We start from the raw sequence: 15273 nt of genomic DNA on the forward strand, positions 1-15273 counted from the left end.
AAATAATTCAAAGAAACCTGAGGTAAGACATATGTTCCATAAGAAGACCTTGAGCAGGGCTGTATTTTCAGTGGTTACAGCAGGGGTGGTTGCCGGTCAGTCGAGTCTGGCCATGGCGCAACTAGAAGAAGTGATCGTCACCGCAACCAAGCGCACCGAGAGCACACAGGACATCGCGGTTGCTGTTTCTGCAATCACTGAAGACTCATTGGATGATTTTGGCATAGCAAACTTCGCTAATTACCTTACTCAGTTGCCCGGAGTGACAGCAGGTGGTGCCGGCCCAGGCCAGAACACCATTTACATTCGAGGTGTCGCCTCGACCACGCCCAACCTGACTACTGCAGGTGTCGCGGGCTTGGTGCCTAACGTGGCAATGTACCTCGACGAGCAACCCATGTCGCAACCAGGCAGGAACCTCGATGTGTACGTGGCTGATATTAATCGGGTTGAAGTACTCGCCGGTCCCCAGGGAACACTGTTTGGCGCCAGTTCGCAGGCGGGTACCGTACGATTAATCACTAACAAACCTAATATGGACGGTGTTTCCGGTAATGTTAAGGCCGGTGTTTCTTACACCAAAGACGGCGAGATGAGCAATAACGTCAATGCCACTTTGAACCTTCCAGTGGGTGACTCCTTCGCTATTCGTGGCACGGTCTATGTGGATAACATGGGCGGCTATATCGATAACGTTTATGGTACGCGTTCTACAGAGCAAAGCGCTCGGTTCCGGCCAGCTGGCACAGTGCGCAGTAATGGAGTGCCGGTTGCCGATTTCCGTGGCGGCTTCCAGGCAGGTGCCGACCTGAGCAACGTCAAATTTAACACCCTGGATAATGGCACGCTGGTGGAGGAAGATTTCAACGATACTACCTACGCCGGATTCCGTCTAAGCGGTCTTTGGGATATTTCTGAAGACTGGAGCTTGCGTGTTGGTTATATGGATCAATCCATTGAGAGCGACGGTACCTTTTATGTAGACCCGGAGCTGGGCGATTTTGAAATCCAGCGGTTCCAACCTGAAGAAATCAAAGACGATTTCTACAACGTTAACTGGACCTTAGAAGGGCGAATGGGTGCCCTGGACCTGATTTATACCGGTGCTTATACCGACCGTGAAAGCGAGCAGAATATCGATTACACGGATTACCTGTATATCGGCCAGTATATTCCCTATTACGTCTGTGACTATTACGTATCTTATACCACCTACTCCCCCGGGAATGTCCCGACGGGCACGTGTTATGCACCTTCACTCGCAGTCGGTTCTGTCTCGACCAGCGAGATAATGACTCATGAGATACGCTTTACCACCAATGGCGATGGTCCCTTGCGTGCAACAGGCGGCGTTTTCTACAGTGACATGGAGTTCACCGAGCGCAACGACTTCACTTATTATAATTCAGAGTATGTCGACGCTTGGGGAGCAGGAAGCGGAGATGGCTTTGGCTTTGTGGACAATAAGACATTTCCTTCTCCGGGCTACCGATCAGATACCGGACCGTTCCCGCAGGGCGTCATTTTCCGCAACGATATCCGGCGTACTGACGAACAGCTGGGTGTTTTTGGTGAGTTGACGATGGACTTGGGCGACCATTTTGCGATTACCGGTGGTTTGCGTTGGTACGATTATGAGGTTGATTTTGAAGGCAGCGCCAACTCCTCTTTCTGCGGCATGAGTGGCACCGATTCCAATTCTTTCGGTACTGATATCAACGACCTTTATGATGGAGACGGCCAATTTACCTGGATAGGTAACCCAGGCGCTTGCAGTACTCTTCACGGGGACAAACCCGTTTACAGTAACGACAATTTACCCGCTGCGGACGATCCTAATTACGATCGCATCGTCAACTCAATAAACGCGCCTGACAAGGGCGAGGATGACGGTGTCATTGGTAAAGTGAGCTTTGCCTGGACACCCAGTGACAATCAGCTGTGGTACGTCACTTGGTCTGAGGGCTATCGTCCTGGGCTGCTTAACCGCCCTGGTGGTGCATATCAGGCGGCAACCGGCTATACCGTGCCCTTCGACGTGCAAAGTGATGATGTCACTAACTATGAAGTTGGCTGGAAGCTTGACCTGTTAGACGGTCATTTACGCTTCAATGGAGCGGCCTTCATGATTGAAATTGAAGGCTTACAGACGACTATTTTCGATACTAGTATCGTCAACCTCTTCTTCTCGGACAACGCGGCCGATGCAGAGGTTAAGGGTATAGAAGGTGACGTGAGCTGGCTCGCAACAGAGCGATTGACCATCAGCGGTGCATTCTCGATTCTGGATACCGAAATTACCAAGGTACTGGTTCCTACAGGTGATGTTATCAAAGGCTCTGAGCTGGCGTATGCGCCAGAATTCCAGGCTACGCTGTCAGGTCGATATGTGTGGGAGGCGGGTAATGATATCTGGGCTCACGTGATGCCTTATCTCAGCTACTCAGATACGTCTTACAGCGACATCATTCAGATGAACCGGGATGAACTTGATTCCTGGCTGATGGTTGGCATTAGTGGCGGCGTTACCAGTGGTCCCTGGATGGCAGAACTGTTTATCGATAACCTGACGAATGAGGAAGCGGCGCTGGGCGCCAACTACGTCAACGATCGCAGCCGGTTTGCTTACGCTCGGCCAACGAACGGCGGTATTCGATTCTCTTATGAGTTCTGACTATTCGAGTCGGCTTGTGTAACAATAAACGCCCCGATCCCGGGGCGTTTTTCATTCAGGCGACAGGATAGTTATGCCAGTTAACTCCGCTAAAATTTCAGACGACCTTGGGCAGATACAGAAGCTTATTTCTGCAGGCGAGTTGCCTGCCGCGCTCAAGAAACTTGAGGACCTCCCGGAAGAAGTCCGCGATTCCGTTGATGGACTCTACATGGCGGCCGTGTGCTTTCGTCACATGGGGCGACTCGCAGAGGCTGAAGAACGCTTGCTGCGCTTGATTTCGTTTGCGCCTGAGTTTTCCCGGGCGCATCAGGAACTGGGGCATCTGCGCAAGAGCCATGGACGCACCAGAGACGCGCTTACGGCCTATGTTCGTGCCTGCACGATTAATCCTGCGCTAGAGGCCAGTTGGCGATCTCAACTGACAATCTTGCAATCATCGCCCGACGACGACACACGTCAGCGGCAAGACCAGATCAGCGCTCAGCTCGATTTTTTGCACTCTCTTCACCCGCATATACTCGCCGCAACGGACATGATGCATGAGGGCAAGTTAATAAAGTCGGAGAATCTGTGCCGTCGGTTCTTGCAACAAAATCCGAAAAATGTAGAAGGAATGCGTTTGCTCGCAGAACTTGGTCTGCGCCTGGGAGTTCTTGAAGATGCAGAATTTTTGTTGGAAAGCGCTGCGGAATTTGAGCCGGATAACATGCGCGTCCGCCTCGACTATGTGCAAATATTGCAGAAACGGCAGCGTTTCGCGCATGCACACGATGAGTCTGCACGACTGCTGGAAATCGCGCCCGCTAACCCGCAGTTTCAATCACTGCATGCGATACAGTGCATGCAGATTGGCGATTACGAGAACGCTCTGGCGACCTTTGAAAAGGTCCTTGGGATTCTGCCAGGCGATCCCACCACGTATGTATCGCGGGGTCATGCACTCAAGACCAGCGGTGACACTGAGGCGGCGATCGAGTCCTATCGATCAGCGGTGACCTCTCGGCCCCATCACTGTGAGGCCTATTATTCGCTGGCGAACTTGAAGACCTATCAGTTTAGCGATAATGAACTAGCGGCAATGCATGCCATTACCGACAGCGATGACCTGGCCCCGATGGATCGTGTTTACCTCAACTTTGCGCTGGGTAAAGCCGCTGAAGATCAGAATGACTTTGAGAGCGCGTTTCGCTATTACGCCAGCGGCAATGAACTGAAGCAAGCGCAGTCTCGTTATCACGCCGACGATACCACCGAAGAATTTGCCGCCCAAAAACAAGCCTGCACTAAGTCGCTTTTTTCGTCTCGTGAAAATACCGGCTGCCAGGCGCCTGATCCCATTTTTATCGTAGGCTTACCACGAGCGGGATCTACTCTGTTGGAACAGATACTCTCTTCACACAGCCAGGTTGACGGCACACTGGAGCTTCCCAATGTCCTGTCGTTGGCGAGCCGCTTGCGCCGCCAGGGCAGGGCAAGTGGCACACCTTACCCGGACAACCTTGCGAGCATTCCCCCAGAACAATTATTGGAGTTCGGCGAACAGTTTATTGAAGACACCAAAATTCATCGCCAGGGTGCACCTTTGTTTATCGACAAGATGCCCAATAACTTTCGCCATATTGGTCTGATCTCGCTGATTCTTCCCAATGCAAAAGTTATCGATGCCAGACGCGCTCCCATGGCCTGTTGTTTCAGTGGTTACAAACAGTTGTTTGCTGACGGCCAGTTGTTCAGCTATTCGCTGCCCGACCTGGGCAACTACTACCGCGACTATGTCGATCTGATGGAACATTGGGACAAAGTGTTGCCTGGTTTTGTCCTGCGCGTTCAACATGAAGACGTCGTCAAGGATCTCGAAACACAAGTGCGACGCATGCTTGATTTTTGTGGACTGGAGTTTGAAGAGGCTTGCATGAATTTCCATGAAACCGAACGCAACGTCCGTACGCCTTCTTCAGAGCAGGTTCGGCAGCCGATATTCGATACCGCGATCGAGCAATGGAAGCAATTTGAACCCTGGCTCAGTCCTTTGAAGCAAGCTCTGGGGCCAGAGCTTGCCCCGGATTCCTAGCCATAGTTTGCTGCTGATCCGCACTCTTGCGCATACAGTATAGGAATAGCAGATGACAACTTTAAAAAAACCGTCGCTTATCCCCGCAACTGATATCGATTCGGTTCTGCAACCCATCGCTGAAGCAAGAGGCATGCCTAATTCGGTTTACCTTGATTCTGAATTGTTCGAATTCGAGCGCGACAAAATACTGGGAAATACCTGGGCTGCGATCGGTTACACCAGTGAGCTACAAGACACCGCTTATGTGAAACCACTGGATTTCATGGGCTTGTCGCTGCTCATCATGCGTAATAAGCGCGGTGATCTAAATGTATTCCACAATGTTTGCAGCCATCGAGGTATGGTGCTGATCGAGGAGGAGGGTAGCGTTGCGGGCTCAATCCGCTGCCCTTACCATTCCTGGACTTACAACCTGGACGGAGAGCTCAGAGGAACGCCTCACATCGGTGGAGTCGGCGTACATACTACAGGGGGTTTCTCCTGTGAAAACCATGGGTTGAAGGCCGTTCGATCCAGCGAGTGGATGGGTATTATTTTTATTAATCTTTCTGGCCATGCCGAAAGTTTCAATGATTATATTGCTCCGCTGGCACAAAGGTGGGAGCAGTTCGTTGGTGAGGATGGGCTGGATAAACTGCAGGTAGCCGCTTGCGGGAGCAGGATGACCCTGGATATAAGAGCTAACTGGAAACTGGCGGTTGAAAATTATTGTGAGGCCTATCACCTACCATGGGTTCATCCTGACCTTAATAAGTACTCCCCACTAGATCAGCACTACAACATCATCGATAACACGATGTCGGGTCAGGGCAGTTATACCTACACGCTTTCCGAGACTGCTGGCACCATGCTGCCCCAGTTTTCGAATTGGCCGCCGCAGCAAATCCGACAAGCGGAATATTTGTCTCTTTACCCCAACGTCTTGCTTGGCTTGCAGGCGGACCATGCCTTTGCCGTCATTCTCCAGCCACTGGCTAACAACCGAACTGCAGAGCAATTGCAGCTTTATTATGTCGGTGAAAAGGCGACAGGCGACGCCTACTCGGACTGTCGCGCTGCGGTTATGGAAAGTTGGCGTGTTGTGTTTTCTGAAGATGTTCGTGTCGTTGAAGGGATGCAGAAGGGACGTCAGTCACCGGGTTTTCAAGGTGGTGTTTTCTCCCCGATAATGGACGCGCCAACTCATCACTTTCACAGCTGGCTCGCCCACCACTACAGTAGCGCAATGGCTTAAGGATCTGCTTCAAGAATGCGCGTCGGCAGGGCTACTGTAGCAGACCAGCAGGGTCAATACGTCTTCGCTGTACAGTATTGAAGCGTGTAGCACTCAAGTTTCAGGCTGCGTCAACTCCAGGGGAAAGGGCTGTTGGAAATCGGATGCAGCTTTCCCTCCTCATAGCGGGAGAAACGGAAGGGCTGCAGTAGGCGCTGTGGATCGCCACAGATTTCTCCTGCTACCAATTTGCCGACTCCCAACATTTTATAGCCGTGATTAGAGTCTGCGATAAAATAGCAATTGTCACCAATAGTATCGAACACTGGAAAACTATCAGGCGTGAATGCGCCGATTCCGCCCGAGGGTTCATCCTTGTAGACAGCCAGACTACCCGAGAAGCGAGCCTGGCAATGAGCTAGCGCAGAGACCCACATATGCGCAAAATCCTTGCCTACGATGAATTCGGGTGACTCCGGGCCGTAGGGATCAATCGCGATTTCGTCGGTGTTTTTCGCGACGATGAATGGTGCAGCGCCCCCCTGTATACCTCCAAAATGGAAGTCCGGTTTATAGTAGATTCCCCACATCTCGCTGGTAATCAATGAACCATCGAGATCTGAGTAAAGTGGAGCATCGGTATCAACGTGGATGACCGGCGGCATTGTTCCATCATTGCTCACTTGCATATTCGGGTCTACGCCCAGAGTGCCTTCCTGTAGAGACCAATACACCCACATAGGCACATCCTTGGCAATGCTGCCATCTGTTGGGCTTTTTATACTAATGGTCGCTGGCATTTCCAGCATGTCCCAGAACTTACCGGCCCAGGGCCCGGCGGCAATCACCACGTAGTCGGATTCAATGACGCCGCGGCTGGTTTCAATCGAGCTAATACTTCCTGCGTTGTCGCGGCTAAAGCCTGTGACCTCTACCCCCGAAAAAATTTGTACTCCTTCGCCTTCGGCCTTGGCGGCTAAAGCGAGCATTGCCCGCGTGTTATTAGAATATCCACCTGGCATTTCATGTAAGACTGATGTGATTCCCTGGGCCTGCCAGTCATCAAAGATGCCCTTCATGTAGCGCTCACAATCGGCTTTACCCTCGACGAACGTTGATTGATAGCCAATTGCCTGCTGCTGCTGATAGATGGTAGCGACATCGCTATGCATGCGCTCACAACTGACCTGCATATAGCCAACAGGGTGGTAACTATAAGCCTGCGGATCACTTTCCCAGACCTTGACACTGTGCGCCATTAGCTCGCGCATGGAACTCTGATAGTAATTGTTACGGATGACTCCACAGGCTATGCCGCTTGCACCTGCGCACACACCAGTCTTGTCTAATACGATGATGTCTTTGCCAGACCCAATGCCCCGAGACTTAAGTTCCAACGCCAGGTGGTAGGCAGTACTGAGACCATGTATACCGGCACCGACAACGACATAGCTTGAGCGATTGGGAATTGCCATGTTTGCATCCTTTTGGAGCGCATGCGCCCGTGCGTTTCTTAGTTACGTTAGACTATCGTTGCGTCTTTGCATGCTTTCAAGGCCGCCGTGCCGACCGCTGCGCCCTTGAACTCCAACATCGCATCGAGCAAGGAGAGCCATAAAAACTCTGCTGAGCTGACATCACTCAGAATGTAAAAACAGGGAGTAGGTCCAAGGTCGTTTCGAACGATGATTGCGTTGACTCGAGCAATAGATGTCTGGGCGACTTCGCCCTGGGCAAATTTGCCCGGGCGCAGATCTACCGCGCAGACTTTGGAGAACGTCTCCGCCGCATGAATTCCTGTCAGCGCAAACCAGCAATGGGAATCCGCCCTGGGGAGCAAGGAGACGCCTTGTGATGCCTCTACCGACCAGTTCTGCGGTAGTGTGTCGGCCAGCATGCTTTGACGCTTTAGATCTGATAAGACCAATAGTTCTTGATGCGAGAGGCGCACCAGCAGGCTTGAGTCCGAGTGTGCATGAGCGAGATTCGGGGCTTTTGGTAATGCAACACCATTGCCCACTATCCATTCCGCTGCACCCGGTCCCTTGAAACCCGTTCGGGGCAAGTTGGATAAATCTGCAAGACCTAATTGACCGACACTCTTAGATTCTTTTGCCAAGTCAGCATAATGAGTAACTGAACCGTCTGTTGTGTCGAATTCAGCGTTGTTTTTTAAATGCCATCGGCACAACTGGCTGCGACGTATAAAACGCTCAGGGCTTGGCGACGCGGCGGATATGTCATTCATATCAAAGCTCCTGACGCTGGGTTTGCGGGTCGTAAAAGGGAGTGGAGACAACTTCAGCATCCACTTTTACGCCGCCGGCAGCCTTGATGCAAAGCACGTAGCCGGGCTCCGCCATGTCGACTGGAACATAGGCCAGACCAATAGGTTTGCCAAGGGTGGGAGAGTGATTACAGGAGGTGACACGTCCCACCATCTGCTCTCCGTCCAGAACAAGATGGCTCTCTAATGGGACGGGTGCGGAGGCGTTATTGATCACAAACCCGACCAAAGTGCGCTGCAGGGGCTTTTTTTCCAGTTCGGCGATAGTTCTGCCACCCACAAAAAATGGCTTCTTGCGCGAAACAGCCCAGTTCATCTGGACCTCCATCGGATTGGACATGGCGTCCGTATCCTGGCCAATGATGATATGAGATTTTTCCAGTCGTAACACCCGCTGCGCCTCAATGCCAAAGGGCTTGATCTCATGGGAGTCGCCCGCTTTCATAAGAGCGTCCCAAAGGTATTCCCCGCAGTGCTGAGGCGCGTGAATTTCAAACCCCAGTTCACCGACAAAGCCAACGCGCACCAGGCGTGCCGGTACACCGGCTACGGTGCCCTCGCGAACCCCCATGTAGGGGAATGCATCCGCGCTGAGATCGACGTCATCACACAACTGTTGTAACACCTGTCGCGAGTTGGGGCCGGTAATATTAATGCCGCACCAGGCTGAGGTCACATTGGCTATATCGACATTGAGGCGCCATTGAGCATTCCACTTAAGCATACTTTGGTACACGCGGTCGACGCCGCCCGTGGTTGCGGTTACGTAGAAGTGCTGTTCATGAAAACGGCAGGCAACGCCGTCGTCAATGACGACGCCCGCCTCGTTGGTCAGTAGCGCGTAGCGAGCGCGTCCCACGGGCTGCTTAACGAAACCAAAGGTATAAAACCGATTGAGGAATTCGCCGGCATCGGGACCTCTCACGTCGATGCCACCAAGGGTGGAGACATCCACTATGCCGACTTTATTGCGCACGTGGTTGACCTCTGCATTGATGCAGTCCTGCCGCAGTTCTCGCGGCCCGTAGTACGCTGGTCTGTCCCAGGCGCCTGCCTGCAGCATCTGCGCGCCTGCTTCAATGTGGCGATAATGAATGTTGCTGCGACGCTGTGGGTAAAAGCTGCGCCCCGCACTGTGACCTAACCGTTCCGGCGCAAAGGGTGGGCGAGCGGTCGTCACTCCTGTCTGAGCGATTGTTTTCTGAGTTGCGGATGCGACTAATCGCGCTGTTGCCAGAGCTGAGTGACGGCCCTGAGAGGGGCCCATACCACAGGTTGAGTAACGTTTAACCAGCTGCACATGTTCGTATCCATCGCGTGTGGCGTTAATAATATCGTCGATCTGCAGGTCTTCATCGAAGTCGACAAATTCCTTGCCCTGGGGATGAGGAAAAATAGGCCAGCTAAAGTTGGGGCTGTAACCGTCGCGAGCCGCTGCCGCTGCGGGCACTTCTTGGCGCACAGAGCCGATGGCATTGCAGGCGATCAAGGCAGCACGCCGCGCATCCGCACGCACAGCATCGAGGTTCCAAAGGCCGTTTACAGATCCGGCTATCTGGTATGCATCCGGTAAATGAGTGAGGGTAAACATTGCGCTATCATCGTCATAGCTGAGTTTGCCACCTGCCTGACAGACCAACTGGTAAGTTGGAGTGTAACCAACGGCCACGCACAGTAGGTCACACTGCAGCGTTACACCATTGTCTTCACAGCGTCCTTCACCGGCAATTTTACGAACTTCCACTGAACCAAGGTGATTTTTGCCCGGCGCTGCTAGCGCCTCATAGACGGCGGAGCCGGTTTCTATGGGGATACCCTTGTCGATGACGGCTCTAGCCACTTCGTCATATTGTGGCTGCTGGCGTAGTTCAACGACAGCCCTTACGTTGACGCCCGCATCGATTAGATCCAGCGCAGTTCCGTAGCCATCATTATTGCCAGCTAATACGACAGCCGTGGTACCCGGGCGCACACCGTAAAGGTGAATCAGACGCTGGGCAGCGCTACTCAACATGATGCCGGGCAAGTCATTGTTGCGAAATACTGCCTGTTGTTCCAGCGCACCCACGCACATGATGGTTTCTTTTGCGCGGACCTTGTGCAGGCGTTTGCCTTGTATTATTGGCAGCCAGTTATCTGCAAACCAGCCGTTACAAATGGCATCTGACATCACCTCTACATTGACTAATGCCGCAATTTCCCCGGCCAGTGTGTCACGCAGTGCCTTGCCAGACTCACCCTCTGCATCAAAGCGTGCGTAATTGAGCGATCCTCCTAAGGTCGGATTTTCATCCACCAGTAGGACTTCAGCACCCGAGCGGGCCGCCTGCAATGCTGCCTCCATGCCGGCTGGGCCACCGCCAACTACCACAACATCATAGAAGCGGTATTGCTTGTCGTAGTATTGCGGTTCGAACTGTTGATCAAGGACACCAAGGCCGGCTTTTTTTCGCACCAGCGGAGCCCATTTTTCCCAAATGCCTTTCGGTTTGAAAAAGGCTTTATAGTAAAAGCCAACAGGCAGAAAGCGAGAAAAAAGTTCAAGCCATGCCGCGCGATCACGCTCCAGCGTTCCGCTGACATTTTGCGCATGCACTTCCAGCCCTGCAGATATCTGCTGCCGATCTGCCAATACATTCGGGTCTGAAGGTAGCTGTACCAGTGTGTTTGCGTCCTGCCCTGCCATTGTCAGCGGTCCGCGGGGGCGATGGTATTTAAAGGAGCGGCTTAATAGCCATTGCCCGTTGGCAGCCAGCGCACTGGCGATGCAGTCACCCTCAAAGCCCCGATAGTCTCGGTTATCGAAACGAAAGCTAAGCTCTTGCTTGCGATCAAGGAGTAATCCATAGGGAGGAGGTAATCGATTTGAAGACATCATTGATCGTCGCCCTGCACCATACCGCCAGCTGCCTCGCTGGCAGGGAATGTGCGCAATAATTCGTCAGTGATTGTATTGCGCTCCGCCAGGAACCAGTAGGAACTTGGCGTGTGGCACCACCACTCGATAACGACGCCGGCATTATTGTCGTGAAAAAATACGTGCTCGGCCCACTCTCTGGCTGTGCTGCTATCCGGGTCTGGCATGGAATGAAATTCACCACCATAGGTGAACTCCGAGATGTTACGAGGCCCATTCAAGGGGCAGTTCAATATTTTCATGGTGTTGCTATGCCCCTAGTGACTGGCTGCGGTGGCGCCGGCTTCGTTAATTTGTTCGAAGCGGTAGAAACGCTCCAGTTCGAACGGTTTGATAATGTCTGGAGGTGAGCCCGTGGCCACCAGCTCCGCCATGGTTTTGCCACAAATGGGTGTGGCTTTGAATCCCCAGGTTCCCCAGCCCGCGTCCAGATAATAGTTCTGTACCGGACTGAGGCCCATAATCGGACTGTAATCGGGCGTCATGTCAGTTGTGCCCGCCCACTGACGCATTAAGCGCGCCTGAGACAGAAAGGGAAAAAGCTCTTGTACCGCAGACGCCAGCGATTCGCGCTGGTCTAGTGTCGCGCGTGTGTTGTAAAGAGGGTAGGGGTCCGAACCGCCACCAATGACGAACTCACCCCTGGAAGTCTGGTGTATATAAGCATGCACCTGAGGTGAGCTGACGTGCGGATTCAACAGAGGTTTGTATGGCTGCGTCACCATTGCCTGCAGCGGATAAGAATGAATCGGCAGCTTGATTCCCGCCATGCGCGCCACGATAGAACTGGCACCCGCGACTGCCTGCACCACAATGCCACAGGAGACGCGTCCGCGGTTAGTTCGCACGGCGGTGACCCTACCTTCAGTCACCTCAATATCTTCTACCTCGGTTAACTGGTGCAGTTCTACACCGCGACTACAGGCGCCCCTGGCATAACCCCAGGCGACTGCGTCATGGCGAGCCGTGGCTCCGTCCGCGTGCCACAGTCCTGCGAGAATGGGGTAGCGAACATCTTCGGACATCTGCAGGCTTGGCACCAGTTCACGGATGGTCTGTCGATCGACCAGCTCCGAACGCACCCCCAGGTGCTGGTTAACTTCGGCGCGCCAGCGAAAACTCCGAATAGCAGCATCGCTATGAGCCAGGGTCAGTTGTCCCCGGTTTTCCATCATGATGTTGTAATCGAATTCGTTGCTCAGGCTCTGGAACATCTTTACCGATTCGCGATAAAAGGTGACGCCTTCTTCGGTAAGGTAGTTGGAACGAATGACGGCGGTGTTGCGCGCGGTATTGCCACTGCCCAGGTAACTTTTTTCCAATATCGCGACATTGGTAATGCCGTGGTATTTTGCGAGGTAATACGCGATACCGGTACCATGTCCGCCGGCGCCAATAATGACGACATCGTAGTGCTTCTTGAGCTCTGTCGCGGGTGTGAACTGATGCTTGCCCGGATACCGCTTTTTGAGTCCGTATTTTAGTAAGCCAAAAGGCATAGAACACCCCTGAAGGTAACTGGCTGGGTCACTAGCCACTTGTAGTCTGGATTGGTCAGCTTTGACAGCGCAGTTCCGATTAACATGATTGTCATCATTGTGCTTAAGCGCCTGCGCCCATGCGTGACTGTTCTGATGATTCCACCAGAACTATTTGCGCCAACGCCTGCAGTTGAGTCCAGAGGTCTTCCTCTATGGACAGGCCCTGCATCAGGGAAGCGTGGTAATTGTTCTGCAGGGCTGAAGGTAGGACGTTTGTGCCCGGATTATCGCCATCAGCTATCAACGAGCCTATGTGATCATCCAGCGTTACCGGTTTAGTACTGCATTCAACAAATAGCGACTGTCGTTGCGAATCTTCAATGAATCTTTGCTCGCTGAGCTTATAGGTCGAGTAGCACGGCATGCCGTCTGAGTCAGCGGCCGTGATGACAACATGGAGTACCACTGGATCAATTGCGTCGCGCCAGTAAGCCAGGCACGACATACCTCTGTTGCCGCAGTCTGCAATTGTCTTAACGAATAACTTCCGGTTATGACAGTTCAGAACAGTGACGCTACAGCACTCCTGTGCGAGTGCTTTGGAGTATGCAAGGTTCATCACCACATCAGCGCAGTTGAGGCTGCTGCCGTTGTTAGCATCGAGAACGGCTTTGGTTTCACTCTCATGAATGCTGCGCAGCGGTGGCGGGCTCTGTTCAGTCAGATATGGCAAGCTATGACGCAGCGCTAGTAGGCCCGAGAGCCCACACATTTCAGCCCACACGACCATGTCCGCGGCACTTTCATATTCGCCACAACGGAACTTTAAGCCCTCGAACACCTGTTTGAGCAAGGCTGTTATTTCATTTTTCGACACTTTCACTGCGTTTACTCGGGTGCCAATGGGAATATCCAGTCATCGAAAAAAGGCTCGCCGATTTGAGTCAGCAGGGGGGCGCCCTGAAACATGGTATTACGAACCCAGAATTTTGATTTGGGGTCAAACTTACTGACCCCGAAAAAAGACAGTTTGCAACGCAGTAATTGTATTGGCAGTGTTTCCCGGTCTGCCAGGTTGGCCTGTATGTCACCGTAACACTCCTGCCCCATAGTCTGGACGCGGGCGATAATGCCTTTCATTTCAGGTTCTCGCATTAAAAAGTGCACGACGTCATCGTTCGGGTGTTGTTGCAAATCCTTGCAAAGCAGGTCATAGCACTGCCGCACGGAGCGAGCGATAGTCAACAACGGCATTTCCCGGTCAGCGCCTTCCTCAGAAAAGCGCTCACCAATGCGTGGTTCCATCTTCTCTTCGGACCGATACCAGAACAGATACAGAGCATCTGGCTCCTCGAAATCTACATCCAGTGCCCAGGCATAACGAGCTTCAATTAGCTGTTTCAGGTCCCCCAGTGGCATCTGCGGTGTGGTGTCTGGACACTCCTCTGCACACATGGAGTCTTCCAGCTCATCCACCAGGTCCGGATACAACTCCATAAGCAGGGAGTGAATCAGTTCCTGGGTTTCTATGTGCCAGTGTTGCTTGGCGTGGGCTGTGAGTTTGTCCCAGCCAGTGATTTGAGTATGCTGCTCTAGCCAGCGTTGCATTGCAGCAAGTTCGTCAACCAAGGTGTGGTTTCGCTGAGTCTGGCTTTCATCAGGTACCGTAGTTTCCAGATAATGCTGCCGTGCTTTATTGGCAAGTATGCCTAGTGTCTGCAGGTGTTCGGCGGTGACTTGTCCCTCGGACAAAACCCGGGCAATCGCAGTTTCCCGCACGGTGATCCATTGGCTGATTAATTGGGGATGTCTAATCAGGTAGGGTGCCATGCCCAGACCGGTTGCATTACCAATGCCAATATAACGGCGCACGTCGGTGTTCATCGATACTGCGGTTTTTGGCGAACGAACCTTTGCGAGATGTTCCGCCTGCTCTACGCTGAAATGTCGCAACATGTAACAGGTGAACATTTCTGCTGCGAAAGGTCTGGCGAAATCAGGGTATTCGCTGCGTATTTTTCCCCAGTCGGCCATGCCAAATTTGCCACTGCCATACACTGCTGTCGTGCGATACAGGTAGCCCACATCTTTGAGAATATCAGAGCAGGGCTGTCGTCCGGCTGCCAGTTCATTGACTACGTATTCGAAGTTTCGCGAGCTGCGATTAGCTCGTGACAGTACGATGGTGTTGGCATCAACTCTGCCTGCTTCCTGTTTTGGCACATTCCCCCGCAGTTGCTCGACTTGCTGTGCATCAAGATCACCGATGCAAAGGGCCATAGTCAAATCCCATTGGCTGGCAATTACCCGGTCGTTACGGTCTTCGTCGCTGAGGTAATTCGAAAACAAAACAAAGCTGAAGACGTGATTTGTTGCTTTGACCCTATAAATGACTGTGCCATAGCCACTGTCATCCAGTTGAAAGGTGCTGGGTTCAATTTCCCATTGTTCATGCATAAGTCTACGAATGAGGCTGCGCATGAAGCTCAACCTGAACTGGTGCAGCGCTCCCAAGCGCTCCAACTGCATCACCTCACAGGGGTCGCGCAGCGGATAAGAAGTCATCCTGTGCTCAACTAACATGACGACACCGCTTTATCGTTGAGTGGGAAATTCAATTGTTG

Annotated in this window: 10 protein-coding genes; 3 read left to right on the forward strand and 7 right to left on the reverse strand. The window is 52.6% G+C overall.

The genetic code is table 11. The features are described 5' to 3' along the window. The first annotated feature begins 31 nt into the window (after window positions 1–31). From EYC87_RS06280 to EYC87_RS06290, 3 genes are all read left to right on the forward strand, one after another. Window positions 32–2674 carry a TonB-dependent receptor gene (locus tag EYC87_RS06280; protein ID WP_279252138.1) on the forward strand — a complete coding sequence of 881 codons (2643 nt, stop codon included), beginning with the start codon at window positions 32–34 and terminating at the stop codon, window positions 2672–2674. Between the two features lie 73 nt (window positions 2675–2747). Then, the gene (locus EYC87_RS06285; protein ID WP_279252139.1) at window positions 2748–4748 is read left to right on the forward strand and encodes a tetratricopeptide repeat-containing sulfotransferase family protein; all 2001 of its coding nucleotides are present in this window, start codon (window positions 2748–2750) and stop codon (window positions 4746–4748) included. 52 nt (window positions 4749–4800) lie between these two features. Then, window positions 4801–5985 (forward strand): aromatic ring-hydroxylating oxygenase subunit alpha, encoded by a 1185-nt coding sequence (locus EYC87_RS06290; protein WP_279252140.1) that lies wholly within the window; start codon window positions 4801–4803, stop codon window positions 5983–5985. A 110-nt stretch (window positions 5986–6095) separates the two neighbouring features. Here EYC87_RS06290 and EYC87_RS06295 read toward each other — a convergent pair whose 3' ends face one another. The 7 genes from EYC87_RS06295 to EYC87_RS06325 form a co-directional block, all read right to left on the reverse strand. After that, the gene (locus EYC87_RS06295) at window positions 6096–7439 is read right to left on the reverse strand and encodes an NAD(P)/FAD-dependent oxidoreductase (RefSeq protein WP_279252141.1); all 1344 of its coding nucleotides are present in this window, start codon (window positions 7437–7439) and stop codon (window positions 6096–6098) included. 47 nt (window positions 7440–7486) lie between these two features. Continuing rightward, complete coding sequence (locus EYC87_RS06300) at window positions 7487–8212, reverse strand: hypothetical protein (protein WP_279252142.1); 726 nt, start codon at window positions 8210–8212, stop codon at window positions 7487–7489. A gap of 1 nt (window position 8213) precedes the next feature. Next, window positions 8214–11129 carry a glycine cleavage T C-terminal barrel domain-containing protein gene (locus EYC87_RS06305; protein ID WP_279252143.1) on the reverse strand — a complete coding sequence of 972 codons (2916 nt, stop codon included), beginning with the start codon at window positions 11127–11129 and terminating at the stop codon, window positions 8214–8216. Continuing rightward, window positions 11126–11410: a sarcosine oxidase subunit delta gene (locus EYC87_RS06310; RefSeq protein ID WP_007227699.1), complete on the reverse strand. Its 285-nt coding sequence runs from the start codon at window positions 11408–11410 to the stop codon at window positions 11126–11128. Before EYC87_RS06310 ends, EYC87_RS06305 begins: the two co-directional genes overlap by 4 nt. Window positions 11411–11425: 15 nt before the next feature. After that, window positions 11426–12667, reverse strand: coding sequence for an FAD-dependent oxidoreductase (locus tag EYC87_RS06315; protein WP_007227993.1), 1242 nt, complete (start codon window positions 12665–12667; stop codon window positions 11426–11428). A gap of 103 nt (window positions 12668–12770) precedes the next feature. Beyond that, on the reverse strand, window positions 12771–13526 hold the full coding sequence (locus EYC87_RS06320) for a DUF3726 domain-containing protein (RefSeq protein ID WP_279252144.1): 756 nt from the start codon (window positions 13524–13526) through the stop codon (window positions 12771–12773). Window positions 13527–13537: 11 nt separating this feature from the next. Beyond that, window positions 13538–15214 carry a hypothetical protein gene (locus EYC87_RS06325; RefSeq protein WP_279252145.1) on the reverse strand — a complete coding sequence of 559 codons (1677 nt, stop codon included), beginning with the start codon at window positions 15212–15214 and terminating at the stop codon, window positions 13538–13540. Between the last annotated feature and the right edge of the window lie 59 nt (window positions 15215–15273).

This window comes from Candidatus Seongchinamella marina (assembly GCF_026262685.1).
GTDB classification, from domain to species: domain Bacteria; phylum Pseudomonadota; class Gammaproteobacteria; order Pseudomonadales; family Halieaceae; genus Halioglobus; species Halioglobus marinus.

Excerpts from the sequence above, each read along its gene's own strand:
- EYC87_RS06295 (WP_279252141.1), bottom strand. The coding sequence starts at position 7,439 with ATGGCAATTCCCAATCGCTCAAGCTATGTCGTTGTCGGTGCCGGTATA.
- EYC87_RS06310 (WP_007227699.1), bottom strand. The coding sequence starts at position 11,410 with ATGAAAATATTGAACTGCCCCTTGAATGGGCCTCGTAACATCTCGGAG.
- EYC87_RS06300 (WP_279252142.1), bottom strand. The coding sequence starts at position 8,212 with ATGAATGACATATCCGCCGCGTCGCCAAGCCCTGAGCGTTTTATACGT.
- EYC87_RS06305 (WP_279252143.1), bottom strand. The coding sequence starts at position 11,129 with ATGATGTCTTCAAATCGATTACCTCCTCCCTATGGATTACTCCTTGAT.
- EYC87_RS06325 (WP_279252145.1), bottom strand. The coding sequence starts at position 15,214 with ATGACTTCTTATCCGCTGCGCGACCCCTGTGAGGTGATGCAGTTGGAG.
- EYC87_RS06315 (WP_007227993.1), bottom strand. The coding sequence starts at position 12,667 with ATGCCTTTTGGCTTACTAAAATACGGACTCAAAAAGCGGTATCCGGGC.
- EYC87_RS06280 (WP_279252138.1), top strand. The coding sequence starts at position 32 with ATGTTCCATAAGAAGACCTTGAGCAGGGCTGTATTTTCAGTGGTTACA.
- EYC87_RS06290 (WP_279252140.1), top strand. The coding sequence starts at position 4,801 with ATGACAACTTTAAAAAAACCGTCGCTTATCCCCGCAACTGATATCGAT.
- EYC87_RS06285 (WP_279252139.1), top strand. The coding sequence starts at position 2,748 with ATGCCAGTTAACTCCGCTAAAATTTCAGACGACCTTGGGCAGATACAG.